The sequence below is a fragment of the Dyella sp. genome (assembly GCF_035503745.1).
Lineage (GTDB): Bacteria > Pseudomonadota > Gammaproteobacteria > Xanthomonadales > Rhodanobacteraceae > Dyella_B.
The window spans coordinates 149086-175291 of the sequence record NZ_DATJTC010000031.1 but is presented as its reverse complement, the minus strand read 5'-3'; the positions used below and the strand labels follow the sequence as shown (position 1 = coordinate 175291).

Sequence of the window (26206 nt, the reverse complement as noted above, 5' to 3'; positions counted from 1 at the left end):
ACCGCAGCCGCACAAAGCTGACCCGGCGCCAGACGACCCCGCCACATGCGCGCGACGCTGGCGACCGGTACTGCTAACCTTCGGGCCCTCACGTTTTCCCCGGGCTCCGCCATGCACTGTTTCGTCTATGCCAGCCAGCGCAAGGCCGATACCTATCTGTGGCTGCAGCAGCGCGACAACTTCCAGGTGGTGCCCGCGCCGCTGGCGCTGATGCTGGGCGATCTGCGCTTTGTGCTGGAGGTGGAATTGCACGCGCAGCGGCGGCTACCCAACGAAGACGCGCAGGTGGTGATGGAGCACCTGCAATCCCAGGGCTGGCACTTGCAGCTGCCGCCGCAGGAAACGCTTGCCGCGGCCAACATCATGGAACAGGAAGCCACGCCCAGGCGGCAGGAAGAATAGGTGCGGGGCCAGCGCTGTTTGTCCACATGCCTTCGGTCCACCGTCTCGACAGACAGCCGGTCTGCCGGCGCCGATGGCCCTATGGACTGCGGACAGACAGCGCTGGCGACACCCAGGAAGCCTCGATCAGGCATCCCAAGCATGCCCGTTAACAAGTGATTACCGTCTCACGCGCCTCTGGTTCCTATACTCGCCCTCATGCCACCTATCAAATCGCGCCGTCCATCTTCCGCTCTCACTTCCCTCATCTGGTTCGTCCCAGGATTGATCGTGGCAGGCATCGCCGCCGCGATCGGCGCGCATCCGCTCACGCTGATCCCGCTGCTGCTGGCCAATACCTTGACGATGGCTGCGGTGTGCCACGCGATCGGCTTCGATCCGGAGCCTGATTTCTCCGCCACCGTGCTGCGCCGCGGCGGCGCGCACCTGGCCATGTTCACCTGCTATGTGGCGCTGGTATTCCTGTTGATCGCCTGGCCGATGTTGCGCCTCACCCAGCATCCGACGCTGGGCGCCAGCCTGTTGCTGGCCGCCGCGCTGGTGGTGGCGCTGATGGTGTTGTGGCGGCTGTGGCCGGCGCTGGCGCTGGTGTTCGTGTGGGATGACGCCTATCCCGCGCAAGGCGGCCACGAAGGCTCCTCGCTGTTTACCGCCATGGCGCGCAGCATCGCCTTCGGCCGGCACCTGGCGCGCGAGGAGCATTTCTTCAGCCATTTTCTGCCGGCCGCGCTGTCGCTGCTGACCCTGTCGTTCGCGGCGATCTCGCTGAGCGGCCTGTACGGGGTGCTGCCCTCGGAGATGCGCACCGCGGCGGTGGTGCTGTACGCGGTGATCGTTCTGCCGTTGTGCTGCCTGCTGATCGCCAACCGCACCTTGCGCGTGATGCTGTACGAAGGGCGCGGTCCACGCCAGCGCAAGCAAGCCGCGACCCCCGCCACCGGCACGAAGGCGCCCGCCGCCACGTTGTCATTGAGCGAGCAGGAGCGCATCGCCGGTACGCCCGAACAGGCCCAGGCGCTGCTTGCCGCCACGCGCCAGGGCGACATCGCGCGGGCGCTCGCGCTGGTCGAAGCCGGTGCCGATCCCAACACCGCCCCGCAAGCGGGCGAACGCGACCAGCGCCCGGTGCTGATGCTGGCCGCGCTGCTGCCCGATCCGCACCTGCTGCGCGCGCTGATCATCAAGGGCGCCGACGTCAACCACGCCAGCGGTGGCCTCACCCCGCTGCTCGCGGCCACCCGCGACAGCTGGCATGGCCGCGCCGATGCGGTGATGACCCTGCTGGCCAACGGCGCCAACCCGCTGGCCGCCGACGCCGAAGGCAACACGCCGCTGCATGGTGCCGTGCTCAGCGGCGAACCCACGGTGGCGGCGATGCTGCTGGACGCGGGCGCGGCGATCGACGCGCTCAACCAGGCCGGCGCCAGTCCGCTGTCGATCGCCTGCCGCGCCGCCAACTGGCCGGTGGTGCAGTTCCTGCTCGAGCGCGGCGCCAAGGCATCGCTGGCCGGCGGCGAGCCGGCGCTGGTCGCTGCCGCCGGCATCAACGACGACGACATCAAAGGCGTCAAGCTGTTGCTCAAGCACCGCGCGCCGGTCAATACCGTCGATGCCAAGGGACGCAGTGCCCTGATGACCGCCGCCGCCGAGGGCCACGAACAGATCGCGCGCACCCTGATCGGCGCGGGCGCGGACGTGAACCTGCTGGACCGGCACGGCAGCAACGCCTTGATGGAAGCCTCGCGCGCCGGCGCCAACGCTGTCGTACAGCAGCTCGCCCAGGCGCATGCCCATGCGGGCGCGCGCGACCAGCACGGCCGCGATGCGCTCACCCTGGCCTGCCAGTCCCCGCATGCGCGCGTGGAAACGATCCGCGCGCTGCTTGCGCTTGGCGCCGAGCCGAAGACGCCCGGCAACGACGGCCGCAGCGCGCTCGACCACGCCGCCGCCAGCGGACGCTGGGACCTGGTCGCACTGCTCGATCCGGATACGCCCCTACCGGCCAGCCTGGACCTGGACAGCATCTGCGAAGGCGCCGACACGCCCGCCCACCTGCTCGATGCGCTGCGCTTCGGCCACTGGGCGATCGTCTCCAGCTTCAGCGCGCGCGTACGCGAGTGGCCGCAGGCGCAACTGGCGCAGCTGTACCTGGACCTGACCGAACCGGGCCTGGGCGCCGCGCGGCGCTGGTTGCTCGATCATGGCCTGCAGGCCGAAGCGCGCCTGCAGCCGCCGCTGGTCGATGACCTGGATGTGGACCTGCCCACGCTGCCGCCGCTGGGCCGGCGCCTGTTCGACGCCTTGCTGCCGCTGCTGCCCGCAAGCACCGAAGCGATCGAAGATCTGCTCGACGCCGGCGCCACTCCTGCCGGCGCGAACCTGCTGGCGCTGGCACTGACGCATGCGCCGCATGCCGCGCAAAGCGTCGCCGTGCCGCTGGCCTTGCTCGAGCGCGGCGCCGACCCGTTCGGCACCGACGAACGCAACCGTACCCCCGTGCACCTGGCCGCCACCCACGGCCAGCTCGACCTGCTGCAGGCGCTGCTGGCGCGCGGCTGCGATCCAAATACCCGCGACAGCAGCGGCCGCACGCCCCTGTTCGCCGCATTGGAACACGGCGCCGATGCGCTGCCGCTGGTACGCGCCCTGGTTGCGCATGGCGCGGATGCCGAGGCTGTGGACGTGAACGGCGAAACGCCGCTCGGCCTGGCGCTGGAACACCCGGCGCTGGAACGCTGGCTGGACTGGAACGGCTGGCAGCGCCCACGCCGCGCGCTGCGCGCCGACGACCTCATTCAAACCGCCAGGCACGGCCACGACACCGCCGTGCGCCGCCTGCTGGAACTGGGCTTTGCCGTCGATACGCGCGATGCGCAAGGCGCCACGCCGCTGCTGCATGCCTGCGGCGCCGGCCATCGCGACGTCGCCGCCACGTTGATCGATGCGGGCGCGCAGTTGTCCGCCTGCGCCAGCAACGGCATGACGCCGCTGGCCGCCGCCGTCGCGGCGCGGCGCGAAGCATTGGTCGCGCTGCTGCTGGAGCGCGGCGCCGACGTCAACCAGCGCCTGCCCGGCGATGCCACCGCCCTGATGATCGCCGCCGTGCAAGGCTATCCGGAAATCGCCGAGCAACTGCTGGACGCAGGCGCCGACGCCAACGCCGTCGACGCGCGCGGACACAGCGCGCTGCACGCCGGATCGCAGTTCGGCTTCGAACAAAACGACAGCCTGCGCGCACGCCGCCTGTTCGATGCGCTGCTCAAACGCCAAGCCGATCCAAACCTGGCCGACAGCGAAGGCAAGACCCCGCTGCTGCTGCTGCTCGGCGCGCACCTGCGTCCCGGCAGCGAGTGCGATCCCACCCACATCGGCGCCCTGCTGCCGGTGCTGCTCGATGCCGGCGCGCGCCTCGACCACGCCGACCAGCGCGGCGTCACCGCCTTGCATGCCTGCGCCATGCACGCGCTGCTGCCGCCGGCACGCGTACTGCTGGCCCGTGGCGCCGATCGCAATGCCGTTGACAACTTCGGCCGCACTGCGGCCGATGTGGCGCGGCACATCGGCTTCATCGACATTGCGCACGAACTGGCAGCGCGCGGCAGCGTGATTCCCAGCGTACGGCAAACGCTGCGCCAGCCCGCGCAACCGTCGGATCAGTAAGGCCTCGCAAAGCGCGTGCGCCCGATGCACGCGCACCGCAACGCCGTGCACGCTTTTATCCAGCGCTTCGCCCCGGCGTAGGCCGTTTCCGCACCGCGCGGCCTACGCCGGAGCGAAGATCATTGAGACATGGCGCGTGCGATCCTTCACCCCCGCTCTCCCGCCGTGAGGAAAATCGACGCTCGCGACGCGTTCACGCCGGCGCGGAGGTTGCCGGCGCCACCCGCACCGGCGCGCCCCGCCACGCATCGATCACCTCATCGGGCGCAATCGCATCCACCCGATTGAACGGCGGGCCGCCCAACACATGCACCATCCCCGGCACGCCGCTGCGCGGCATCCAATAGGCCGGCGACACCGATCCAAACATCACCACCAGCGGACACCCCATCGCCGCCGCGATATGCGCGGGCCCGGTATCCACCGAAATCATGCTGTGCGCGACGGCCAGCAGCGCCTTCAATCGCGGCAATGGCAATTCCGTGGCCACGACTTCGACGCCGGGCTGTGCCATGCCGCTGCGAATGCTCTCCAGATAGGCCGTTTCGTTGGGTGCGCCGCACAGCAGGATCTTCGCATCCGGCAGTTGCGCATGCACCGCGGCGGCCACGCGCGCCCAATGCGCCACCGGCCATTGCTTGTCGTCGTCGCTCGCCGCGCGTACGCCATTCCAGCGGATGGTGCGCTTGTTGGCCGGCTGGAACAGCACCAGCGGGTGTCCGGAAAGTTGGCGCCGCATCAGCCACTGATCGCACTCCGCGCGCTCCTGCGCGCTGACCAGCAATTGGGGCGTCGCCGACGTCGTGCACGCCACCGCGCCGAACGCGGCGCGAAACGCCACCGGCGTGGCGTCGGCCAGTTGCAGCAGGTGTTCGATCCAATGACTGCCGGGCGGCGCCGGCATGTCGTTGAGAAACACGCAGTGGTCATCGGCCACGCCGGCCAGCTTCAACAGCAGCCGGATCCGCGCGAGCGAGCGCGGCTGTGGCTCGCATACGTAAACCGGCACCTGCCGCATGCCGCGCAACGCATGCACGGCGCGCCATTGCTCCGGGCTGAGCGGAAACGGCCGATGGTGCGCTCTCAACGCGATCACTTCCGACACGTCCGGCTGTTCGCGATACAGCTCGACGGAGTATTGGCCCACGGCCAGCAGCCGGCATGGCCGGCCGTAACGCGCGTGCAACCGGCGCAGCAACGGCTGCAGCAGCAGCGTGTCGCCCAGACGACCGAAACGGATGACCAGTGGAGATAAGGACGTAGGCATGCTCAGGCGAAACGCGATGTACTGGAGTTTGGTTTACGTCCATGGGCGCACGCGTTCCATGCGCGCAGCTTTCTTGCGTGAAGCTTACCTTTTGCGATTCATCGTGCTTCTGACCCCCGGCGAAGACACTAGCGTATCCGGCGATGTTTTTGTGCCATCGCCTACCGCTCGCCGACCAGCGGCGTGTCCGCATCGGGACGGTTGTCCGCTGGCGTTTCGATCTCCGCATCGGCTTCGAACAGCTTGTCCAGGTCCGCCAGCGCTTCGCGGGTGGTCTGCACCAGCTTGGCCTCGTCGTCGTAGACCAGGTACTGGATTTTCATCAGCTCGGCATCCTTGCGGCGGAATTTTTCCACTTCCGCAATCGCCTCTTCGGCGCTCAAGCCCAATGCCTGCAGCGCTTTGCGCGTCATCTTGAGGCTGGAAAAAAGCGTTTCGCGTACCGGCTCATCGATGCCCAGGTCCATCAAGCGCCACACATGCTGGCGATTGCGTGCACGCGCGATGATTTTAAGGTCCGGATAGTGACGGCGCACCACGCGCGCGATACGCAAACTCGCCTCCGCGTCGTCCGCGGCCAGCACGAACACCTGCGCTTTATCGGTCTGCGCCGCGCGCAGCAATTCCGGACGCGCGGGATCGCCGTAAAAGATATCGTTGGTGCGGCTGAAGCGTTGCACCAGATCCACTTGCTCGACCGAGGGATCCAGCGCCACGAACGGAATCTTGCGCGCGCGCAGCACGCGCGCCACGATCTGCCCCATGCGTCCGTAGCCGGCGATGATCACGCGCGGATGATCGGCCACGATGGTATCGAAGGGACGGCTCGGTTCGGCCATGCGCCGCTTGCCCAGCAGCTTGCCGATAAGCACCACCAGCAGCGGCGTCAAGGCCATCGACAGCGTGATCGTCAGCACCAGCAGGCCGCTTTGCCGTTCGTCGAGCAATTTGCGCTCGGCGGCCTGGCGCAGCACGACGAACGCAAACTCCCCGCCGCTCGCCAGCAACACGGCCAGCCGCAGGGAATCGCCGCGCTGCAGCCCGCCCACGGTCAAACCCAGCGGCCACAGCAGGGCACCCTTGACCAGCATCAGCCCGAGCGTAAGCCCGATCACCAGCAGCGGTGCCTGCAGCAGCAGCTGCACCTGCATCGACATGCCCACGCTGATGAAGAACATGCCCAGCAGCAGGCCCTTGAACGGCTCGATATGCGATTCCAGCTCGTGGCGATATTCCGAATCGGCCAGCAGCACGCCGGCCAGGAAGGCACCCAGCGTGACCGACACGCCGGTTTCCTCCATCAGCAAGGCCGTACCCATCACCACCAACAGGGCGGTGGCGGTCGATACCTCCACCGAATCGGTGCGCGCCACGATGCGAAAGACCGGACGCAACAGGTAACGCCCACCCACCACCACCGCCACGATCACCGCCGCCGTGCGCAGCAGCGCCAGCGGATCGATGCTGTGGTGGCCGGGCATGGTCACCAGCAGCGGCACGGCGGCAATCAGGGGGATCGCCGCCAGATCCTGGAACAGGAGGATGGCGAACGACTGGCGCCCGTACGCGCTGCCTACTTCCTTGCGCTCGCCCAGGATCTGCAGGCCGAACGCGGTGGATGACAGGGCCAGGCTGCCGCCGACGATCGCTGCCGCGCCCGGCACCAGGCCGAACCAGGCGAATGCCACCACGCCGATCACCGCGCTGCTGGCAAACACCTGCAAGATACCCGCGGCGAACACCGCCCGGCGCATCACCCACAGGCGCTGCGGCGAAAGCTCCAGGCCGACCACGAACAGCATCAGCACCACGCCGAATTCGGAAATAGCCGAAACGCCTGCCGGATTGGCCACCAGCCCAAGTCCGCCCGGCCCGATGACGATGCCGGCCAGCAGGTAGCCCAGCACCGCGCCAAGCCGGAAGCGCTTGGTGAGCGGTACGGCAATGACCGTCGCCAGCAGGAAAACCACGGCGGTTTGCAGAAAACGATGGCTATCCACGCGCGCTACCTGTCCAAGGGGTCCTACGCGGCGATTTTCACGCGCCTGCCGGCCCAAACGCAAAAAAGTGCGGCTGACGAAGCGGTGCCCGGCATGGGATCATCCGGCGCCATGAAACCCATCACCGTGTTCCTCTCCCTGCTCCTGCTCTGCTGCGCCGGCATCGCCAGCGCACAGGACAGCATCCCCGTCTACGGCTACAAGGTCGTGCACACTTACCCGCACGACACGGGCGCCTACACCGAAGGCTTCTTCTACCTCGATGGCAGCTTTTACGAAGCTACCGGCGAAATCGGCCATTCGAGCATACGCAAGGTCGACATCAACACCGGCAAAGTGCTGCAACAGGCCGACCTGCCGCCGCCGGACTATGGCGAAGGCATCGTCGCCTGGAAAAACCGGCTGATCGAACTGACCTGGCAGTCGCATCACGGCTTCATCTACGACCTGCGCACATTCAAGCGGATCGGCAGCTTCGACTATCCCGGCGAAGGCTGGGCGCTGACGGCGGACAGCAAGCGCATCTACATGAGCGACGGCACGCCGACGCTGCGTGTGCTCGATCCGGCGACGCTCAAGCAAACCGGCAAGATCGATGTCACCGCCGACGGCAAGCCGGTGGCCAATCTCAACGAACTGGAATGGGTGAAGGGCAAGATCTACGCCAACGTCTGGCTTACGCATGCGATCGTGCAGATTGATCCGGCGACCGGCAAGGTGATCGGCGTGATCAATCTCACCGGCCTGGGCCCCGACCCATCGACCCTGCCCGATCCCAGCAACGACGTGCTCAACGGCATCGCCTACGATGCCAAGCATGATCGGCTGTTCGTCACCGGCAAGCGCTGGCCGTCGATTTACCAGATCGAGCTGACGCCGCCGCAGGCGGACGGGAAGTAAGCGCCGGCCTCTTGCCGAGGCGCATCGCCCCGCATGGTCGTTCCGGCGCAGGCCGGAACGACGGCGGCCCCGCTCGACGCCTCCGCATCGGCGACGCACGGTGCGTCACTCAGATAACGCAGCCTTCATCCGCGCAAGCTTTGCAACACCAACTGCGCCAGCTGCCGCACCGCCGGTTCCGCTTCAGCCTCGCCGCGATAAAGCGCAAGCCCTAATTTGGGCAACGCCGGCAGCTTTGCCTCCCGCGCATCCCACACGCACACATCCGCCGGCAAACCGAACGGCGTGCGCACGCTGATGCCGAGCCCGGCCTTCACCGCCGCCCACGTGCCCGCCAGGCTCGCGCTGGTGAACGCGATGCGCCAGGGCATGCCGGCGCGGTCCAGCGCATCGATGGCGGCCGAACGCAGCAGGCACGGTGCCTCCAGCACGACCAGCGGCAACGGCTCGCCCGCTTCGCGCAGCGGCTGTCCGTCGCGGCTGGCGATCCAGCACATGGGCAAGGTCTGCACATGCTGCACGTGCGCCGCGTGCAGGCCGGTTTCCCAGGCAAGGGCAAGGTCGAGCCGGCCGCCGTTGATGCCATCGAGCAGGGCGGCGTTGCGCGCGATGTGCACCTCCACCCGCAACTTCGGATGCGCGCGCTTGAAGCGTCCCAGCACCTGGGGCAACACGCTCTCGCCAAAATCCTCCTGCAGGCCCAGCCGCACGCGTCCTTCCAGTTGCGCGCCACGCATGGCGCTGACTGCTTCGTCGTTCAGTTCGAGCAGGCGCCGCGCATAGCCAAGCATGGTTTCGCCGGCCTCGGTCAGCGCCATGCCGCGCCCGACCTTGCGCAACAGCGCGGTGCCGGCCTGCTCCTCCAGTTTCTTCAGCTGTGCGCTGACGGCCGAGGTCGAACGCGCCAGCCGGCCGGCCGCCTTGGCGAAGCTGCCAAGCTCCACACCCATCACGAAGCTGCGCATGACGTCCAGATCGAAGGTGATCCGTTGCATGGAACCATCCTGATTTTCGGGATTATTAGTCCAAAAATTACCAATTTTCAGAACCATGCTGAGCCGCTAAGGTAGCCCCGTCAAGTCATCGGAAGCGAAACCGCCATGATCACGATGCAATACCGCATCACCCTGCCGGCCGACTACGACATGGGGCTCATCCGCCGGCGCATCGCCGAGCGCGGCCATTTGACCGATCGCCTCGCGCAGCTCGCCTTCAAGGCTTACCTGTTCGCCGAACGAGACGTGGCCGATGGCGGGCAAAATCTCTATGCACCGTTCTATCTCTGGCACGGCACGGATGGCATGAACGCCTTTCTCGGCGGCACGGGATTTGCCGGCGTGGTCGCATCGTTTGGACGTCCAGACGTGCAAATGTGGCCGGTGTGGCAAGCGCACATGGCTGCGGATGTGTCCGGCGCCACGCATGCCACCCGCGAACGCGCACCGATGGCCGCACGCATGCCGCTTGGCGAGCTGCGCGAAGCGGAACACGCGCGCCTTCGCGCCGATCTCGACCGCGGCGCGCTCGCCGCCATCAGCGCCTACGACCCGATGCACTGGAGCGTGTTGCGTTTTCGCCTGTGGCGCGAGGCCGTCGAATGGCCCGCCGGCGAGGACGTGGACGTCTACCGGGTCGGCCATGTATCGCAGCCTTCGAATCATCACTAAAGCACAGGAGCCGCACCATGCCTCTGGTCCGTATCGCCCTGCGCCGGGGCAAATCCCCGGCCTACCTCGCCGCGCTGCGCAACGGCATCTACCAGGCCATGCGCGAATCCTTCGGCGTGCCGGAGAACGACCGCTTCATCGTGGTCAGCCAGCACGACGCGGAGGAGTTCGACTATGACGCCGGCTATCTCGGCATTGCGCGCAGCGACGATCTGATCATGATACAGATCGCCTGCAACAACACGCGCACGGTCGAACAGAAACAGGCTTTTTATCGTGCGGTTGCCGAGAAACTGGCGGCCGATCCCGGCGTGCGCAAAGAAGACGTGCTGATCAACCTGCTGGAAACGGCAAAGGAAAACTGGTCATTCGGCAACGGCATCGCGCAATACGTTTAGGGATGCACGCGCAGCGGATGATCCATGCCCGAAATGGTCGTCGCCATCAGCCGCTGCACTGCCGGCAACTGCACCAGCTGTGGCGCCACGATATTGCGGATACTCGCCAGCGCGGCCGGCTGGCCGCGAAACAGACGTGTTATCGCTGCGATCTTTTTCACTACCTGATGATGCACCGGCTCGCGCAACAACGCGTACTCGCGCATGCGCTGCAAGCTGCCGTCCAGCGCATCGGCCGCGCACTGGGCGAACACCCACGCGTCCTCGATGCCCAGATTCATGCCCCGCGCGCCCAGCGGCGAGTGGATGTGCGCGGCATCGCCACCCAGGGCCACGCGCCCGACACACGCGCGACTGGCCAATCGGTGGCCGATGCGGAACGTCGATTGCCACGCCACACGGCCCACCTCGCCGCCGCCGGGCAGCTGCGCCAGCGGATCGTCGGCGTTGCTGACCACGCGCCAGACGCCGCTTTCCAACGCCAGCATGAAGATGAAACCTCGCGCCAGCAAGACCATGTGCGCGCAGTGTGGATCGAGCGCGGTACGCAACGCGACATCCCATAACTGCCAGTTTTCCGGCAGCGTGGTACCTTCGAACGCAAGCCCCAGTTGCTGGCGTACCGTGCTGCGCGCGCCGTCGGCGCCCAGGACGAGCGCGGCGGTGGCGGTTTCCTCGCGTCCGTCGGCGTGGTGCAAGGTCATCACGACGCGATCGGTATCCTGCTGCAACGCTTGCAGCGACGTCTCGCGCTCCACCATCACGCCGCGTTGCTGCAACGCCTCGGTCAGCAACGCTTCGGTGCGCGCTTGCGACAGCGCGATCAGCGGCTGGCCGGGCAGCAGTTCCAGTGCATCGATGGTGGCGACGAGCCTGTCCCCACGATGCATGCGGATGCCTGCCACGCGCATGCCTTCGGTCATGATGCGCGCGGCCACGCCGCTGTCGTGCAGAATTTCCAGCGTGCGCGGATTGACCATCAGCGCCTTGGACGTGGTACTGGGCTCGCGCTGCGTGTCGATGATGCGCACCGCCACGCCGCGATGCGCAAGAAAAAGTGCCGCGGCAAGTCCGGTAGGGCCTGCGCCAACGATCAGGACCGGTGCACGGGCAGTGGCTGTCATGGCAAGCGCGTCCTGGCTGACTGGCTCGCACGATAGTCCAGCGCATGCGCGCGCCGGATGTGTCGGACGTCAGGGTGTCATTCGCCGCGCAGCCAGCGCGCGGCGTCGATGGCGAAATAGGTGAGGATGGCGTCGGCGCCCGCGCGCTTGAACGCAGTCAGGGATTCCAGCACCGCCGCGCGCTCGTCCAGCCAGCCGTTCTGCACCGCCGCCTTGAGCATGGCGTATTCGCCGCTGACCTGATAGACGAAGGTGGGTGCGCCGAAGGCATCCTTCACGCGGCGCAGCACATCCAGGTAAGGCAAGCCCGGTTTCACCATCACCGCGTCGGCGCCTTCGGCGATGTCCAGCTCCACTTCGCGCAGCGCTTCATCGCTGTTGCCCACATCCATCTGGTAGGTGTGCTTGCTGCCCTTGCCCAGGTTCGCCGCCGAGCCCACCGCGTCGCGGAACGGGCCGTAGAAGGCGGAGGCGTATTTGGCCGAATACGCAAGAATGCGCGTGTGAATGTGGCCGGCCTGCTCCAGCGCCTGGCGGATGGCGCCGATACGGCCGTCCATCATGTCCGAGGGCGCGATGAAATCCATGCCCGCCTCCGCCTGCGCCAGCGACATCTTGATCAGCGCCTGCACGGTCGGATCGTTCATCACGTAGCCGTGCTCGTCGATCAAGCCATCCTGGCCGTGGGTGGTGTACGGGTCGAGCGCGACGTCGCCGATCAGCCCGAGCTCGGGGTATTTCGCTTTCAACGCGCGCGTGGCGCGCTGCATCAGGCCCTGCCGGTTCCACGCTTCGGCGGCATCCTCGCTTTTCACGGCGGCGCCCGGCGACGGGAACAGCGCCAGCGCGGGAATTCCCAGGCGCACGCACTCGCCGGCCAGTTGCAGCAGGCCATCGATCGATACGCGATCCACGCCGGGCATCGACGGCACCGGCTCGCGCTTGCCTTCGCCCTCGATCACGAACGCCACCATGACCAGATCGCTCGGCAACAGGGTGTGTTCGCGCATCAGCGCGCGGGAAAAAGCGTCGCGGCGCATGCGGCGCATGCGGATGGCGGGAAAGTTCATGCCGGGCATCTCGTGCGGATATCCGCCTAGTTTAGCGCCGTGACCGCCCTCACGCGTCCGGTCCGCGCGCCGCTCAGCTGCTGAGACGCGCTGAGCTGAAAATTAACGCGTGTCCGCGCCTACGCAAGACTCACACATGGAATGTGCGATCTTCGTGCGGTGCACGTCCCCTTCCCCAAGGAGTTGCGTCATGAACCAGCGCGCCACGCGTACCTCACACTGGACTTCGCCCGAAGGCATGACCTACCTCGGGCCGCACGAAGGCACCGAACCGATCGAAGTGACCGTTGTATTACGCCGCCGCCAGGGCGCCGAACCGACGCCCGCCGCATGGCCGCAACGGCCGCGCTGGGAACGCGGCGAGTTCGGCGAGCATTTCGGTGCCGATCCGGCCGACGTGGGCAACGTGCGCGGCTTTGCGCACAAGCATGGATTGACCGAAACCGGCCATGACCCCCACCGCCGCGTGTTGCGCCTGCGCGGCACGCCGGCGGCGCTGGAACAGGCCTTCGGGGTCAAGCTTGGCCGCTATCAGTTGGCAGGGCGCGGCCAGTTCATCGGCTGCGGCCACGCGCCCACCCTGCCGCCGGAGGCGATCGCGGTGCTGGGCCTTGACCGGCGGCCGGTGGCGCGTCCGCATTTTCGCAAGCCGATGACCACACCCAGCACCAGCTTCACGCCGCCCCAGATCGGCCAGTTGTACAACTTCCCCGCAAACACCGACGGCAGCGGCCAGACCATCGGCATCATCGAGCTGGGCGGCGGCTACAGCAGCAGCGACCTGGGCACGTATTTCAGCGGCCTGGGCATCACGGCGCCGAAGGTGGTCGCGGTATCGGTCGATGGCGGCCAGAACCAGCCGGGCAGCGGCGACGCCGACATCGAAGTAATGCTGGACATCGAAATGGCCGGCGCGCTGGCGCCGGGCGCGACCATCGCGGTGTATTTCGCCACCAATACCGACCAGGGCTTCTACGACGCGATTTCGCAGGCCGCGCACGACACCACCAACAAACCCTCGGTGATTTCCATCAGCTGGGGCGGCCCCGAGGACAGCTGGAGCAGCGCTTCGCGCGACGCCATGGAAACGGCGCTGCAGGATGCCGCCGCACTGGGCGTCACGGTAACGGTCGCGGCAGGCGACAACGGCTCCAGCGACGGCGAAAGCGATGGCCAGCCGCACGTGGATTTTCCCGCCTCCAGCCCCTACTCGCTGGCCTGCGGCGGCACCACGCTCGATGCCAGCGGCAGCGCCATCCAGAGCGAGGTGGTGTGGAACGAGACCGCCAGCAACGAGGGCGCGACCGGTGGCGGCGTAAGCATCGAATTTGACCTGCCCAGCTGGCAGCAGAACGCCAACGTGCCCGCATCGCCCAGTGGCAGCGGCGGGCGCGGCGTGCCCGACGTGTCCGGCAATGCCGATCCGGCCACCGGCTACCAGGTGCTGGCCGACGGGCAGTCGCAGGTGATCGGCGGCACCAGTGCGGTGGCGCCGCTGTGGGCGGCGCTGATCGCGCGCTTGAACCAGCAACTGGGTGCGCCGCTGGGCGATGTGCATGCGGCGCTGTACCAGATCGGCGAGTCGGCCTTCCGCGACATTACGCAGGGCAACAACGGCAGCTATCAGGCCGGGCCGGGCTGGGATGCGTGCACGGGGCTGGGCAGCCCCAACGGCCAGGCGCTGCTCAGCGCACTGGCGGCGCTGAAAGGTTCATAGCGGCTTTTGGCCTTCCATTCGCGACGAAACGGGCCGGCATGCAATAACACCGACCTGTTTTGTCGGCCCGCACCTACAGCCGAACTAGACGAATGCAACGACACAGGGCAGTCTTGTCGGGCTAGTCGTCTGGATACCCCATGGATCGCTCCGCCACCACCCCCACCCTGCTTGCCGACCTGGGCGGCACGAACGTCCGTTTCGCGCTCGCCGATACCCGTGCCGCCGCGCCGTTGCTGCTCGATAGCGTCAGGCGCTATCGCGTGAAGGATTTCGACACGCTGGCCGACACCATCGGCCAGTATTTTGCCGACACCGGGCACACGGCCTCGCACGCGATCATCGCCGCGGCAGGCCGCATCGCCAATGGCGAGACGGTGCAGATCACCAACAACCCGTGGGCGGTCTCCGCGCATGGGCTGGAGGCCGAAATCGGCTTCGAACGCGTGCGGCTGGTGAACGATTTCGCCGCGCAGGGCATGTCCATTCCGCTGCTGCAAAAAGACCAGTTGCAGCCGGTCGGTCGCGTGCTGGCGCCCGAGCACGATGGAAAATCGTCGCAGAGCTTCGTGGTGATGGGGCCGGGCACGGGCCTGGGCGTGGCCGGCCTGCTGCTGCGCTTTGGCCATTGGATTGTGCTGGAAACCGAAGGCGGCCACGCCGGTTTCGCCGCGCATACGGCCGAAGATGTAGAGATCCTGCACCGGCTCAACGCGCGCTTTGGCCGTGTCTCCAACGAACGCATGATCTGCGGCAACGGCCTGGTGAATCTGTACCTTGCCCTGGCCGACATCAACGGCCAGCAGGCGCAGGAATACACGCCCGAAGACATTACCGCGCGCGCCACCGACGGCAGCGATGCGCTGTGCGTGCGCACGGTGGAAACGCTGGCCGGCATCTTTGGCAGCGTGGCCGGCGACCTGGTGCTGAGCCTGGGCGGCTGGGACGGTGTCTACCTCACCGGCGGCGTGCTGAAGATCCTGATGCCGTGGCTGCAGAGCGGCGGCTTCCGCGAACGCTTCGAAGCCAAGGGCCGCTTCCGCGACACCATGGAACACGTGCCGACCATCGCCATCACCCATCCGGAACCGGGCCTGCTAGGCGCGGCCGCGCTGGCTGTGCTGGAATCGGGCCGAACGCTGGCGCGCTGAGGTGGCACAGGAGGCGCCGGCGATCGGCCACCGTGCGCCTGCTGCCGGTTCGATGTCCAGGGACACATCCGCGCCATGGCTGATCGCCGATACTCACGGCAGCATCCTGCACATCGATCGAGATTTCCGCCCATGCCCCGCTCCCATACGGCCTTTCTGTTCGACCTCGACGGCACGCTGATCGACAGCGTCTACCAGCACGTGCTGGCGTGGAAGGAATCGCTCGATCGCGAAGGCGTGGTGCTGCCGGTGTGGAGCATCCATCGCAAGATCGGCATGAGCGGCGGCCTGTTCACCAATATCCTGCTGCGCGAAACGGGTCTGGATATCACGCCCGAACGCATCCAGCGGTTGCAGCAATGGCACGCCGAGGCGTTCAACCGCCATCACACGCAGGGCTCGGTCAGGCCCTTGCCGGGCGCGCGCAAGTTGCTGGATTTTCTCACCGCCGAAAACATTCCATGGGCGATCGCCACCAGCGGGCGCATGCAAACGGCCGCACATAATCTCGCCGCCCTTGGGGTCGATCCGGACAAGGTGCCGGTGGTGACGCGCGACATGGTGCGTCATGCCAAGCCCGATCCGGATCTGTTCCTTGCCGCGGCCGAACGCCTGAACGTGGACATCCATCAAGCGCTGGTGGTCGGCGACAGCATCTGGGACATGCTCGCCGCCCAGCGCGCGCGGGCGCTGGGCATCGGTCTGTTGTCGGGCGGCTACGGCCAGGACGAACTGCAGCGCGCGGGCGCATTCCGCGTGTACGATGATCCGGCCGACCTGCTCAAGCACATCGACGAAGTCGCGGCGCGCGACTGACCGGCGCCGTCATCAAAAACGGACGCCGTCCGTTATGCTGCTTTGGGGACTTGCTACAGGTAGGGGTATGTTCAAAGCAACTTGGTTTGCCGCCTGCGCGCTGGCCGCGGGTCTGGGTTGTGCCACGGCCGCCCGCGCACAAGGTGTCACGGTCAATGGCGCCAAGCCCGACCTCTCGCCGCCGCCCGCGCAAGCCACGCAAGATAATCCGCCGCCCGCCTCGGACAAGGACGTTGTGTGCCTGCAGGCGTATGAGCAGTTCCTGCCGGGCGATTACTACGCGTGCGAAGCGCGCGTGGCGTTCGGCAACGAAAAAGACCGCAAGACGGTGGACATGCTTGAGGAAGCCGCGTACTGGGCCAACAAGGACGCCCAGTACGCCCTGGGCCTGACGTACTTCAACGGCGACTTCGCCGAGGTGCCGCAGAACCGGCCGCTGGGCGTTGCATGGCTGGCGTTGGCCGCCGAACGCAACAACCCGCAGTACAAGCTCACCTATGACGCGGCGCTCGCCAGGCTCACGCCGGAGGAAGCCCAGCAGGCCACCGCGCTATGGCGGCGAATGCGCCTGAAATACGCGGACAAGGTCGCGGAAAAGCGCGCCATCCGGCGTTTCAACCAGACCATCGGCGATATCGACGATGCCGCGCGCGGGAACAACATCGTCTACCTGAGCGGTTACGCCCCGTTTCCGCAAAGCGCCTTCGTGATAGCCAATAAGCTGCACGACCAGGCCACCGCCGATTTCGCAAACTTCAGCGGGACCGTGGTGGTGGGCAAGCCCCAATGGCTGCATGCGCAGCAACCGGCCAGTGCTTCGTCGGCGGCGACGCCTGTGCAATAGCCTGGGGCCTGTTTACCCGATGAGCGTGGGCACACGGCACCTCAGCTCGGCGCGAGCAAGGCATCCAGATCCGCCTGGTCGAAACTGAGCTTCTCGCGCGTGCCGCCGCCTTCGAGCACGGCCTCGGCAAGCTCCGCCTTGCGTGCTTTCAGCTCTTCGATGCGCTCTTCGACGGTGCCCGCGGTGATCAGGCGGAATACGAACACCGGCTTGTCCTGGCCGATGCGATGCGCGCGGTCGCTGGCCTGCGCCTCGGCGGCGGGATTCCACCATGGATCGTAGTGGATGACGGTGTCGGCGGCGGTGAGGTTCAGGCCTACGCCGCCGGCTTTCAGCGAGAGCAGGAACAGCGGCACGTCACCTTCCTGGAAACGTTGCACGGGCTCGGCGCGATCGCGCGTTTCGCCGGTCAGCATGACGTAGCGGATGCGGTGGCGTTCCAGCTCGTTGGCGATCAGCTTGAGCATTTCGGTGAACTGCGAGAACAGCAGCACCTTGCGGCCTTCGGCCAGCAGCGCCGGCAACATGTCCATCAACAACTCGAATTTGGCCGAGTCGCGCACGCCGCGAGCAGCCTCCAGCTTCACCAGGCGCGGATCGCAGCAAACCTGGCGCAGCTTGAGCAAGGCGTCCAGCACCACAATGCCGCTGTGCGCGATGCCACGCTGGGCGATCACTTCGCGCAATTCGTCCGCCAGCGACAGGCGCAGGCTTTCGTACAATTCGCGCTGGCGCCCATCGAGCACCACGCGGCGGGTGATCTCGGTCTTGGACGGCAACTCCGATGCCACCTGCGATTTCGTGCGGCGCAGGATGAACGGCGCAAGACGGCGGTTGAGGCGGGCCTGGCATTCCTCGTCGTGCTGCTTTTCGATCGGCACGCGATAGTGGCGGCGGAACGCGCCTTCGTCGCCCAGCAACCCCGGCACGGCCAGATCGACCTGCGACCACAGCTCGCCCAGATGGTTTTCCAGCGGCGTGCCGGTGAGGCAGATGCAGCGCGGCGCACGCAGCGTGAGCGCGGCGCGACGCGCCTGCGTGCGCGGATTTTTCACCTGCTGCGCCTCATCGAACACGATCAGCGAGAACGGCTGCTTGCGCAGCGTGACCACGTCGCGCGGCAACAGCGCATAGCTGGTCAGCACGATGTCCTGCGCGCCGATCTGCGAAAAATCGCCGCTGCGTTGCGGGCCGTGCAGCGCCAGCGCACGCAACGTGGGCGCGAAGCGCGCAATTTCGGCCAGCCAATTGGGAATAAGGCTGGTCGGCACCACGATCAGCGCCGGCTGCGCCAGCGCACCGCGTTCCTTCAGCGCCAGCAGGTGCGTGATCAGCTGCAGCGTCTTGCCCAGGCCCATGTCATCGGCGAGTACACCGCCGACGCCCGCTTCGGCCAGCGCATTCAACCAGCGCAGGCCCTCGCGCTGGTAGGGGCGCAATTCCACCGCCAGGCCTTCGGGTATCGCGTCGCTGGCGCGCTCGGCGGCATCGCGCAGGCGCGCGGTGAAGCCGCGCAGCTGCTCGGGCGCCTGCAGCTCGCCGCCGCTGGGCAACGCTTCGACGATTTCTTCCAGGCGGCCGGCCTGCACGCGCGGCAGGTGGAGTTTTTTCTTGGGTTTTTCCAGGTATTCGGCCAGCGGCGCCAGCAAGCCGCGCAGTTCCTTCAGGCGCACGGGCACGCGGCGGCGTTCGTCGACCGGCGCATACCAGACGGCGTCTTCCGGCTCGTTCGGCGCGGGACTCAAGTTGAGCTGGTGCTCGGCCAGCGCCTGCGCCACGGCGGGCAGCAGGTTGCGGCGCTTGCCTTCGATCTCGATGCCAATTTCCAGGTCGAAGGCGTGATCGTCGGTGTCCTCGACGGCGTTGCCGTACCAGCGCACCGGGCCTTCCAGCACTTCGAACGGAAAGCTCGGTGCGTATTCCAGCAAAAAGCCTTCGCCTTCCAGTTTCGGCCGCAGCGCGAGCCAGCGCGCGGGCGTGTTCACTTCCAGTGCACCCGAATGGCCCTTGCCGGGGAACAGCCAGGCATCTTCGGGCAGGGTGTCGGCCAGGTCCCAGGGCAGGCCTTCGGTATCCACGCCAAGGGTGAGGCCGACGCGTTCAAGCTGCTCCATCGCGGACAGTTCTTCGGCGCGGCGGCGGGTGATTTCCACCAGCTGGCCGTTGCGCACACGGCGCACCAGGGGCTCGCCGCCGCGCCCGGGCAGGCGCTCGCCGGCGTAGTCGAAGGCCAGCCGCGCATAGGCCAGCGGTGGAGTGCCCGCGGCCAGCCGCGCGTGACGGGTCAACGCGTGCAGGGTAAGCACCGGCTTGGGCGCCAGTTCGGCGCGGCGCAGTTCGTCGAAGACCTGCGGCAGCGGAATGCGCTGGGCCAGGCGGCTCGACGGCAGGATGCGGCGTAGACCGCGGCTGTACTCGTGCTTGAGCGGCGGCAGGTCCAGCCAGTGCGTTTCTTCCGTATCGGCTTCCAGGTGGCCAAGTTCCGCGCGTTCGGCGTCCAGGTACCACAGCCCATCCACGCGCAGCAGGCGCTGGCTGTGCGGCAACGCCGGCAGCAGACGCTGGCTGCCATCGTGTTCCAGGTGCCAGTGCCAGTTGAGCTGGTGCGACTTGCCGCGCGACAGGCGCAGACCGGCCAGGCCGCCCAGGAAGCACGGCGAGCAGTCGAGCATTTCCGCCAGCAAGGCATTGCCCACGTGCCCGGCCAGCCGGGCGTAGCTGCGCGACTTGCGCGGCGTCTGCGGCAAGCCGAGCACGGCGGTGGCGAGCCGCTGCTCGTGCGGCTGCAGCGCGGCGTGCGTCACCGCCTTGCTTTCCAGCGGTGCCGGCCGCACGAAGCGGCCATGTTCGGCCGGCGTCAGCAGGACCGGCGCCGCGTCCAGGCGCGCATAGGGCACGCCTTCCTCAGGCACCACCTCGAAGAAAAAGCCGAGCACCACGTGTTCGTGCGCGGCCGCGGTCGCGGGCCTCGCCAACAGCTTGCGCCACACGCTGGGCAAACTCTCCTCCGCGCGCTCATCCGTGGCCGCGGATGGATCGCCCTGGTGTTTCTCGTCCGGTAGGTGCATGCCCATGCGATCCCTGGAGCGATCAAAACCTTGAGCTTAGCAGCGATCCGGGTCGATACCGCAAACCGATAGTGACACCCGTCAGCGAACCGACTCAGTAAGGCCCGAACAGGCCCGTGGGGTATTCCGGTTTCTGCTCGCGCGCCAGCAGCGCCTTCAAGCCTTCCACCGGCGTCACTTCGCCGTGCAGCACGGCGCGCACGCCCTTGCTGATGGGCAGGTCCAGGCCGTGCTTGTCGGCCAGGCGCACCACTTCGTCGGCGGTGACCACGCTTTCCACCACCTGGCCGATCTGCGCCACCGCCTCGCCGATGCCAATACCCCGCCCCAGCGCCAGGCCCAGCCGCCGGTTGCGCGACAGGTCGCCCGTGCAGGTAAGCACCAGGTCGCCCAGGCCCGACAGGCCCATCAGGGTTTCCGGCCGCGCGCCAAGGGCCACGCCCAGGCGCAGCATTTCGTTCATGCCGCGCGTGATCAGGCCGGCGCGGGCGTTCAGGCCCAGCTGCATGCCGTCGGCGACGCCGGTGGCGACCGCCAGCACGTTCTTCATCGCGCCGCCTAGCTCGGCGCCCAGCACGTCCTTGCCGGTGTAGGCGCGGAAATTGGGCGCGTGCAGCAGCGTGGCGACCTGCTGGGCGAAGGCCTCGTCTTCCGAGTGCACGGTGACGGCGCTGGGCATGCCGCCCGCCACTTCGCGCGCGAACGAGGGGCCGGTGATGACCGCAGCCGCGCGGCCCGGCAGCTTTTCGGCGACCAGTTCATGCAGGAAGCGGCCGGTACCCGGTTCGAAGCCCTTGGTTGCCCACGCGATGCTGGCGGCCGGGTCGAGCAGCGGCGCGATCTCGTCCAGCATGCGGGCAAACGCATGGCTGGGCACCACGATCAGCACGATCGTGGCATTGCGCAGTGCCTTGGACAGGTCCGGCTCGAACGCGAGCCCCTCGGGCAATGGGAGATCGGGCAGATAGCGCTGGTTGCGCCGGGTAGCCGCCATTGCCGCCAGCGCGGCCGCATCGCGGCCCCACAGGCGCGTGGCCACGCCATTGCGCGCTGCCAGCGTTGCCAGGGCCGTGCCCCAGGAGCCCGCACCCAGAACGGCCAGAACTGGCTGCCCCAGAATCGGCTGGTCGCTCATGGTGTTCGCTCAGCTATTGAGCGTGGGGGCCTCGCCGCCCGCCATCCGGCGCTGCTGCTCGGCGTAGAGGGCTTCGAAATTGATCGGTTGCAGCAGGAAGGGCGGGAAGCCGCCTTCCTGGACGAGCGAGGAAATGACCTGGCGCGCGTAGGGGAACAGCAGGTTCGGACAGTAGCTGCCGATGACGCTGGCATGGTCGGCCTCGGAGAAGCCGGCGATGCCGAACAGGCCCGCCTGGTGCACTTCGGCCAGGTAGGCCGTGCGCTCGTTGACGGTGCAGGTGAGGGTGAGGCTCAGCACCACTTCGTACAGGTCGTTGCCAAGGCCGGTGGCGCGCTGGCTAAGGTTGAGTTGGACCTGGGGGGCCTCGTTCAGCTCGCTCACTTCCTGGAAGATCTGCGGCGCGTTGGGGGCCTCGAAGGACACGTCCTTCACGTAGATCCGCTGCAGCATCAGCTGCGGCTGGCTGGACTGGCCGTTGGCGGTAACTTCTGCCATGAGAATCCCTCGGTTCGAATGGGCGGGCGCGCAATGCGCAAAGGAGAGGATTGTTCCATAGATCCGGGGCTTCCGTCATGCGGTGTTGCCCCGGGGCAACGCGGGTCGCCGCCCGCCCAAAACCCGCCCGGGGCGCCCGTGCCCGCACCGGGCATGGCGTAAAGATTGCGCAGCGGCTTGTTTTTCTGAGACAATGCACGGCTCGCCCCAAGCCGACCCGATCTGTCGGGCATGCCCACGACGCGATGTGGGCCTTACGGCATACGGCGACCGCAACACCCTCCAGCATCGCGTGGCGCATGGCGTCGCTGGGCCGATGTCGCCCTGGCCAACGGGCGGTAGACAAATTTACGGAGGTCATCATGGCCCGTGTATGCCAAGTCACCGGAAAGGGTGTGCAGACCGGCAATAACGTCTCGCACGCCAACAACAAGACCCGTCGCCGCTGGTTGCCCAACCTGCATGAGCGCCGCTTCTGGGTCGCCAGCGAAAACCGCTGGGTGAAACTGCGCGTCTCCAACCAGGCGCTGCGCACCATCGACAAGAAGGGCATCGAGGCCGTGATCGCCGACCTGCGTGCCCGTGGCGAAAAGATCTGAGGGAGCTTAAGTCATGTCCAAGAGCAAGAGCGACAAGATCCGTTTGATCTCTTCGGCCGGTACCGGCCACTTCTACACCACGCAAAAGAACAAAAAGAACACCCCGGACAAGTTTGAATTCAAGAAATACGATCCGGTCGTGCGCAAGCACGTGATCTACAAGGAAGGCAAGATCAAGTGACGCAACGGCCCGTGCGCGTAGCGCATGGCGGCCGTCATGTCACGCCGGCGAAAGCCGGACGCAGCGCGAGGCGCGGCGCCGTTGGAAGAACCGCCCCCGAAGGGTGAGCCAAGCAACGCATCCCGCCTCGACACGAGTAACCCGCCCTTGTGGCGGGTTTCTTTTGCCCGCTTGTCAGCACCCGCGCCGGCTGCGCATGATCGCCGCCATGGAGACGGCACCGGCGCTTTTCCCGAACCTGCTGGGCCTGCGTGCCTGGCGCAATCTGCCCGAGACCGTGCGGCGCATGCATGGCGATACGCCACGCGTGTTCGCACAAGGCGTGGCCGATGTGGATGGCAGCAGCCATCCTCTCGCCCGACTCTTGCGGCGCCTGCTCGGACTGCCGCCGCCGGGCATGCAGCAAGCGGTCGACGTTTGCATTGAACGCCAGGGCACGCGGGAAACCTGGACGCGTCGCTTCGCACTTGGCCAGATGCGCTCCACCCTGCACGCCGACGCGCAAGGCAAGCATCTGCTCGAACGCCTGGGGCCGATCACGTTGCGCTTTGCTTTGCACCCCGATGCGCACGGCATCCCATGGCATGTCGATCGCGCATGGCTGCTGGGCGTGCGCGTGCCGACCGCGTGGCTGGGCAAGGTGATGTCGCGCAGCGGCGAACGCCAGGGTCGCTACGCCTTCGACATCGATACGCAATTGCCGTGGATAGGCAGGCTCGTTGCCTATCATGGCTGGCTGGAGATCGTTGCCGATGACGGATGACGCCACCCCACCTGTGATCGTCTACGACGGGGTTTGCCTGCTGTGCAGCCGCTGGGTGCGTTTTCTGCTCACGCACGATCGCGAAGGTCGCTACCGGTTTGCGCCCATGCAATCGGACAGCGGCCGCCGGCTGCTGCAAACGCATGGACTGGATCCAGACTCTCCGTTTTCGATGCTTCTGGTTGACGGCAACAACGGCTATACCGATACCACCGCCATAGCACGTGTGCTGCGCGGACTGCCCGGCAAACGCTGGCATTGGCTCAGCGCTGCGCTGCTGTTCATGCCTCGGCGCTTGCGCGACGCCGCGTATCGCCTGGTCGCGCGTCATCGCTACCGCATCTTCGGGCGCAGCGAGCAGTGCTTCGTGCCGACGCCCGAGCAACGCTCGCGCTTCATGTCGTAAGCACATCGAGCGTGGCGCGGATCTCATCATCGCCCAGCGCGGACAACGCTTCATCCAGATCGAACAACCCCATGCACGGCATGGCTCCGCTGACCTTGAGGCTGCCCTCGGCCTTTTTTCGAGCCAGCAACACCGCGGGCATCGCCGGTATGTGGGGCCCGTGACCGGCCTGCGCGTGCAATGACCAGCGCAAATGCAAAGGCCTTTGGTGAACGTCGAGGCCTTGCAAGGCTACGACCATGCCGCCTTCATCGGTGCCCGCATGAAGAAACCATTCGCTGATACGGCGCAATCGCGACGCATGGCGCGCAAGATGCTTCACCAGGCCCAGACGCACCAGCCATGCCAGCAGCCATGTACCGAAATGCAGGCGGCGCAGTTCCAGTCCGGCCCGAAACGTCACTCGACGCACGCCGCGATAACGCTCGGGGAAAAGCGCCAGGTCCGGAACGTCGCACAAGCCCACCCAGCGCGGACCCGACATGAAACGCACGCGTCGCGTCGAAAGCCATCCGAACCCCACATGCCACGCACCATTCCGCCACACCGCCATGCGGCGGCCGCAATAGCCGAGTATCGCGGCGACCGTCGCATCGCCGCGCGGCGTGCGATTGCCCGGACTGATGGCGTGATCGATGGCCGTCAACAAGGAAAAGCGATCGCGCAGATGATCGACCACCGCACTGCTCAGCGCAGGCACTGTCGACGCACCGCTGACCAGCAGACAACCCGCCTCGCGCGCCTTAGCATCCAACGTGCCGATGCCGGCGACGAAATCACGGCCGTCGGCCAGATCCACATAGTCGCTGCCGCAGGCGATGCAGGCTTTCGCCACGCGGTAATCCTGGGCCTGAAATGGCCCGGCCGCGTGGATCACCATGCCCGGCGCGCAGTCGCGCAGGGATGTCTCCAAATCGCCGGCATTCACGTCGATCACGGCAACCCGAAGGGTCGCATCGCCGATCTCATCGCGCAGGCGCTCAAGCGCCTTCGGAGTCCGCCCGGCAAGGATCAACTCGAACCGCGCATTGTGCGCCAGGCGCTCGGCGATGCGCGCACCGAACACCCCTGTGGCACCGATCAACAGAATCCGCATCGCCATGCCGCACCTGTCCACAAAAAAGCCCGCCTCGAGGGCGGGCTTTTCATCTTAGCCAATGGGCCGGCTGCTCAGATCCTGGCGGCCAGCGAATAACCTTTCAGACGCTGTGCGAAATCCTGCAGCACGCGGATGCCGCTCTGCTCGGCTTCCGCAATCCACTGCTGCAACCCTTTCAGGGCCTGCTCGGCGCCGCGCTGGTCCATCAATTCGGCCAGGCGATTGCGGAAGTCGCACACCGTGCTGAGCATCGGGCGCTTGGCCAGGACCGCCTGCATCCGCTCGCGGCCTTCGCCGTCCAGCCAGCGGCCGCCATCGGCCAGCGCACGGCGCATGCGGCGCGGGGTGGCCTTGATGCTTTCGCCGGCGTGCTGGGCTTCCTCGCGCAGGGTGGGCACGATCACGTGGCGGTAGTAGTCGGTCATCGCCTGGAAGCGATGGGTAAGCACGGCCTTGAGCGTCTCGGCATCGGGCAGGTGCACGTTCGGGCGCACATCCAGCGTGGGCGCCACGCGCAGCACCTTGGCCAGGCCCACCGCGCGCAACAGGCAGATCATTGCCCAGCCGATGTCGAACTCCCACTTGCGCAGGGCGAACTTGGCGGAACTGGGGAAGGCGTGGTGGTTGTTGTGCAGCTCTTCGCCGCCGATCCAGAAGCCCCACGGGATGAGGTTGGTGGCGGTGTCGGAGCTTTCGAAGTTGCGATAACCCCACCAGTGGCCGATGCCGTTGACGAAGCCGGCCGCCCAGAACGGGATCCACGCCATCTGGATGCCCCAGATCGCCAGACCGATCACGCCGAACAGCGCCACGTCGATGATCATCATCAGCGCCGGGCCCCAGTACGGATGGGCGGTGTAGAGCTTGCGCTCGATCCAGTCGTCGGGGGTGCCGCGGCCGTATTTCTCCAGGTCTTCCTTGATGAAGCTGGCGTCGCGGTACAGCGACACGCCGTCCCAGAACACCTTCTTGATGCCGTAGATCTGCGGGCTATGCGGATCTTCCTCGGTTTCCACCTTGGCGTGGTGCTTGCGGTGCACGGCCACCCATTCCTTGGTGACCATGCCCGTGGTGAGCCAGCCCCAGAAACGGAAGAAATGCGCAATGGACGGATGCATGTCGATGCCGCGATGCGTCTGGCAACGATGCAGGTAAAGGGTGACGGTGAAAATGGTGATCTGCGTGACCACCAGAAGGTAAATCAGCGTCGCCACCCAGCCAGCCTGGGCCAGACCGCCGGCAAGAAAATGCAGCACTACGTCGAACATCGTGAAAGAACCCGGGGATGGTTGAAAAGGCAGTCTAGTCGAGGGCGTCCGTACCTACCAGCATGGTAGGACCCCAACGCTTGCGCTTCCGTTAAAGCGTTCACTTTGGCGCCGACATGCGGCATGCGTGACGGCTGACGGTTGTGCGAGGGATGGGGTCCCCCGGACAATCA

23 protein-coding genes are annotated in these 26206 nt (G+C 66.8%); 13 read left to right on the top strand and 10 right to left on the bottom strand.

Features of this window, described 5'->3' with window-relative positions; translation table 11 throughout:
* The first annotated feature begins 111 nt into the window (after positions 1 to 111).
* Together VME63_RS12945 and VME63_RS12940 are read left to right on the top strand one after the other, a co-directional pair.
* Positions 112 to 402, top strand: coding sequence for a YcgL domain-containing protein (locus VME63_RS12945; RefSeq protein ID WP_325433768.1), 291 nt, complete (start codon positions 112 to 114; stop codon positions 400 to 402).
* 198 nt (positions 403 to 600) lie between these two features.
* Complete coding sequence (locus VME63_RS12940) at positions 601 to 4062, top strand: ankyrin repeat domain-containing protein (protein ID WP_325433767.1); 3462 nt, start codon at positions 601 to 603, stop codon at positions 4060 to 4062.
* Positions 4063 to 4255: 193 nt separating this feature from the next.
* Here the strand turns inward: VME63_RS12940 and VME63_RS12935 are convergent, their stop codons facing one another.
* Positions 4256 to 5329, bottom strand: coding sequence for a glycosyltransferase family 9 protein (locus VME63_RS12935; protein ID WP_325433766.1), 1074 nt, complete (start codon positions 5327 to 5329; stop codon positions 4256 to 4258).
* A gap of 161 nt (positions 5330 to 5490) precedes the next feature.
* Positions 5491 to 7329, bottom strand: coding sequence for a monovalent cation:proton antiporter-2 (CPA2) family protein (locus VME63_RS12930; RefSeq protein ID WP_325433765.1), 1839 nt, complete (start codon positions 7327 to 7329; stop codon positions 5491 to 5493).
* Between the two features lie 111 nt (positions 7330 to 7440).
* On the opposite strand from VME63_RS12930, the gene VME63_RS12925 reads away from it, so the two are divergent.
* The gene (locus VME63_RS12925; RefSeq protein ID WP_325433799.1) at positions 7441 to 8229 is read left to right on the top strand and encodes a glutaminyl-peptide cyclotransferase; all 789 of its coding nucleotides are present in this window, start codon (positions 7441 to 7443) and stop codon (positions 8227 to 8229) included.
* Positions 8230 to 8354: 125 nt separating this feature from the next.
* On the opposite strand, the gene VME63_RS12920 is transcribed toward VME63_RS12925, so the two are convergent.
* Positions 8355 to 9224, bottom strand: a complete 870-nt coding sequence (locus VME63_RS12920) for a LysR substrate-binding domain-containing protein (protein ID WP_325433764.1) — start codon at positions 9222 to 9224, stop codon at positions 8355 to 8357.
* A 105-nt stretch (positions 9225 to 9329) separates the two neighbouring features.
* Between VME63_RS12920 and VME63_RS12915 the strand changes: the two genes are divergently transcribed.
* Together VME63_RS12915 and VME63_RS12910 are read left to right on the top strand one after the other, a co-directional pair.
* Positions 9330 to 9896, top strand: coding sequence for a DUF4865 family protein (locus VME63_RS12915; protein WP_325433763.1), 567 nt, complete (start codon positions 9330 to 9332; stop codon positions 9894 to 9896).
* A gap of 17 nt (positions 9897 to 9913) precedes the next feature.
* Positions 9914 to 10294, top strand: coding sequence for a tautomerase family protein (locus VME63_RS12910; RefSeq protein WP_325433762.1), 381 nt, complete (start codon positions 9914 to 9916; stop codon positions 10292 to 10294).
* Here the strand turns inward: VME63_RS12910 and VME63_RS12905 are convergent.
* A complete protein-coding gene (locus VME63_RS12905) occupies positions 10291 to 11418 on the bottom strand; it encodes an FAD-dependent oxidoreductase (protein WP_325433761.1) in 1128 nt (375 codons plus the stop codon). The two genes, VME63_RS12910 and VME63_RS12905, sit on opposite strands and share 4 nt — an antisense overlap.
* 77 nt (positions 11419 to 11495) lie before the next feature.
* Positions 11496 to 12488, bottom strand: coding sequence for a porphobilinogen synthase (gene hemB, locus VME63_RS12900; protein WP_325433760.1), 993 nt, complete (start codon positions 12486 to 12488; stop codon positions 11496 to 11498).
* 190 nt (positions 12489 to 12678) lie between these two features.
* Here hemB and VME63_RS12895 point away from each other — a divergent pair, with 190 nt between their 5' ends.
* The 4 genes from VME63_RS12895 to VME63_RS12880 all read left to right on the top strand — a co-directional run bounded on the left by VME63_RS12895 (position 12679) and on the right by VME63_RS12880 (position 17016).
* Entirely contained in the window at positions 12679 to 14205 is a 1527-nt protein-coding gene (locus VME63_RS12895) for a S53 family peptidase (protein WP_325433759.1), read from the top strand.
* Positions 14206 to 14345: 140 nt separating this feature from the next.
* Positions 14346 to 15356 carry a glucokinase gene (glk, locus tag VME63_RS12890; protein WP_325433758.1) on the top strand — a complete coding sequence of 337 codons (1011 nt, stop codon included), beginning with the start codon at positions 14346 to 14348 and terminating at the stop codon, positions 15354 to 15356.
* A 132-nt stretch (positions 15357 to 15488) separates the two neighbouring features.
* The gene (locus tag VME63_RS12885) at positions 15489 to 16172 is read left to right on the top strand and encodes an HAD family hydrolase (protein WP_325433757.1); all 684 of its coding nucleotides are present in this window, start codon (positions 15489 to 15491) and stop codon (positions 16170 to 16172) included.
* Positions 16173 to 16239: 67 nt separating this feature from the next.
* Positions 16240 to 17016 carry an SEL1-like repeat protein gene (locus tag VME63_RS12880; RefSeq protein WP_325433756.1) on the top strand — a complete coding sequence of 259 codons (777 nt, stop codon included), beginning with the start codon at positions 16240 to 16242 and terminating at the stop codon, positions 17014 to 17016.
* Positions 17017 to 17057: 41 nt separating this feature from the next.
* Here the strand turns inward: VME63_RS12880 and VME63_RS12875 are convergent, their stop codons facing one another.
* From VME63_RS12875 to secB, 3 genes are all read right to left on the bottom strand, one after another.
* Positions 17058 to 20084 carry a DEAD/DEAH box helicase gene (locus tag VME63_RS12875; protein ID WP_325433755.1) on the bottom strand — a complete coding sequence of 1009 codons (3027 nt, stop codon included), beginning with the start codon at positions 20082 to 20084 and terminating at the stop codon, positions 17058 to 17060.
* 94 nt (positions 20085 to 20178) lie between these two features.
* The gene (locus VME63_RS12870) at positions 20179 to 21219 is read right to left on the bottom strand and encodes an NAD(P)H-dependent glycerol-3-phosphate dehydrogenase (protein WP_325433754.1); all 1041 of its coding nucleotides are present in this window, start codon (positions 21217 to 21219) and stop codon (positions 20179 to 20181) included.
* A gap of 9 nt (positions 21220 to 21228) precedes the next feature.
* A complete protein-coding gene (gene secB / locus VME63_RS12865) occupies positions 21229 to 21717 on the bottom strand; it encodes a protein-export chaperone SecB (protein WP_325433753.1) in 489 nt (162 codons plus the stop codon).
* A gap of 362 nt (positions 21718 to 22079) precedes the next feature.
* Here secB and rpmB point away from each other — a divergent pair, with 362 nt between their 5' ends.
* The 4 genes from rpmB (at position 22080) to VME63_RS12845 (ending at position 23666) form a co-directional block, all read left to right on the top strand.
* Positions 22080 to 22316: a 50S ribosomal protein L28 gene (rpmB, locus tag VME63_RS12860; RefSeq protein WP_026635436.1), complete on the top strand. Its 237-nt coding sequence runs from the start codon at positions 22080 to 22082 to the stop codon at positions 22314 to 22316.
* 13 nt (positions 22317 to 22329) lie between these two features.
* Positions 22330 to 22497 (top strand): 50S ribosomal protein L33, encoded by a 168-nt coding sequence (gene rpmG / locus VME63_RS12855; RefSeq protein ID WP_026635435.1) that lies wholly within the window; start codon positions 22330 to 22332, stop codon positions 22495 to 22497.
* 208 nt (positions 22498 to 22705) lie between these two features.
* A complete protein-coding gene (locus VME63_RS12850) occupies positions 22706 to 23260 on the top strand; it encodes a DUF4166 domain-containing protein (protein WP_325433752.1) in 555 nt (184 codons plus the stop codon).
* Positions 23250 to 23666 (top strand): thiol-disulfide oxidoreductase DCC family protein, encoded by a 417-nt coding sequence (locus VME63_RS12845; RefSeq protein WP_414648262.1) that lies wholly within the window; start codon positions 23250 to 23252, stop codon positions 23664 to 23666. Before VME63_RS12850 ends, VME63_RS12845 begins: the two co-directional genes overlap by 11 nt.
* On the opposite strand, the gene VME63_RS12840 is transcribed toward VME63_RS12845, so the two are convergent.
* A complete protein-coding gene (locus tag VME63_RS12840; protein WP_325433750.1) occupies positions 23656 to 24768 on the bottom strand; it encodes a saccharopine dehydrogenase NADP-binding domain-containing protein in 1113 nt (370 codons plus the stop codon). The two genes, VME63_RS12845 and VME63_RS12840, sit on opposite strands and share 11 nt — an antisense overlap.
* 68 nt (positions 24769 to 24836) lie before the next feature.
* The gene (locus VME63_RS12835) at positions 24837 to 26033 is read right to left on the bottom strand and encodes a DesA family fatty acid desaturase (RefSeq protein WP_325433749.1); all 1197 of its coding nucleotides are present in this window, start codon (positions 26031 to 26033) and stop codon (positions 24837 to 24839) included.
* Between the last annotated feature and the right edge of the window lie 173 nt (positions 26034 to 26206).

Excerpts from the sequence above, each read along its gene's own strand:
- hemB (WP_325433760.1), bottom strand. The coding sequence starts at position 12,488 with ATGAACTTTCCCGCCATCCGCATGCGCCGCATGCGCCGCGACGCTTTT.
- VME63_RS12895 (WP_325433759.1), top strand. The coding sequence starts at position 12,679 with ATGAACCAGCGCGCCACGCGTACCTCACACTGGACTTCGCCCGAAGGC.
- rpmG (WP_026635435.1), top strand. The coding sequence starts at position 22,330 with ATGTCCAAGAGCAAGAGCGACAAGATCCGTTTGATCTCTTCGGCCGGT.
- VME63_RS12870 (WP_325433754.1), bottom strand. The coding sequence starts at position 21,219 with ATGAGCGACCAGCCGATTCTGGGGCAGCCAGTTCTGGCCGTTCTGGGT.
- glk (WP_325433758.1), top strand. The coding sequence starts at position 14,346 with ATGGATCGCTCCGCCACCACCCCCACCCTGCTTGCCGACCTGGGCGGC.
- VME63_RS12875 (WP_325433755.1), bottom strand. The coding sequence starts at position 20,084 with ATGCACCTACCGGACGAGAAACACCAGGGCGATCCATCCGCGGCCACG.
- VME63_RS12940 (WP_325433767.1), top strand. The coding sequence starts at position 601 with ATGCCACCTATCAAATCGCGCCGTCCATCTTCCGCTCTCACTTCCCTC.
- secB (WP_325433753.1), bottom strand. The coding sequence starts at position 21,717 with ATGGCAGAAGTTACCGCCAACGGCCAGTCCAGCCAGCCGCAGCTGATG.
- VME63_RS12850 (WP_325433752.1), top strand. The coding sequence starts at position 22,706 with ATGGAGACGGCACCGGCGCTTTTCCCGAACCTGCTGGGCCTGCGTGCC.
- VME63_RS12935 (WP_325433766.1), bottom strand. The coding sequence starts at position 5,329 with ATGCCTACGTCCTTATCTCCACTGGTCATCCGTTTCGGTCGTCTGGGC.
- VME63_RS12915 (WP_325433763.1), top strand. The coding sequence starts at position 9,330 with ATGATCACGATGCAATACCGCATCACCCTGCCGGCCGACTACGACATG.
- VME63_RS12905 (WP_325433761.1), bottom strand. The coding sequence starts at position 11,418 with ATGACAGCCACTGCCCGTGCACCGGTCCTGATCGTTGGCGCAGGCCCT.
- rpmB (WP_026635436.1), top strand. The coding sequence starts at position 22,080 with ATGGCCCGTGTATGCCAAGTCACCGGAAAGGGTGTGCAGACCGGCAAT.
- VME63_RS12845 (WP_414648262.1), top strand. The coding sequence starts at position 23,250 with ATGACGGATGACGCCACCCCACCTGTGATCGTCTACGACGGGGTTTGC.
- VME63_RS12945 (WP_325433768.1), top strand. The coding sequence starts at position 112 with ATGCACTGTTTCGTCTATGCCAGCCAGCGCAAGGCCGATACCTATCTG.
- VME63_RS12910 (WP_325433762.1), top strand. The coding sequence starts at position 9,914 with ATGCCTCTGGTCCGTATCGCCCTGCGCCGGGGCAAATCCCCGGCCTAC.
- VME63_RS12885 (WP_325433757.1), top strand. The coding sequence starts at position 15,489 with ATGCCCCGCTCCCATACGGCCTTTCTGTTCGACCTCGACGGCACGCTG.
- VME63_RS12835 (WP_325433749.1), bottom strand. The coding sequence starts at position 26,033 with ATGTTCGACGTAGTGCTGCATTTTCTTGCCGGCGGTCTGGCCCAGGCT.
- VME63_RS12840 (WP_325433750.1), bottom strand. The coding sequence starts at position 24,768 with ATGGCGATGCGGATTCTGTTGATCGGTGCCACAGGGGTGTTCGGTGCG.
- VME63_RS12920 (WP_325433764.1), bottom strand. The coding sequence starts at position 9,224 with ATGCAACGGATCACCTTCGATCTGGACGTCATGCGCAGCTTCGTGATG.
- VME63_RS12925 (WP_325433799.1), top strand. The coding sequence starts at position 7,441 with ATGAAACCCATCACCGTGTTCCTCTCCCTGCTCCTGCTCTGCTGCGCC.
- VME63_RS12880 (WP_325433756.1), top strand. The coding sequence starts at position 16,240 with ATGTTCAAAGCAACTTGGTTTGCCGCCTGCGCGCTGGCCGCGGGTCTG.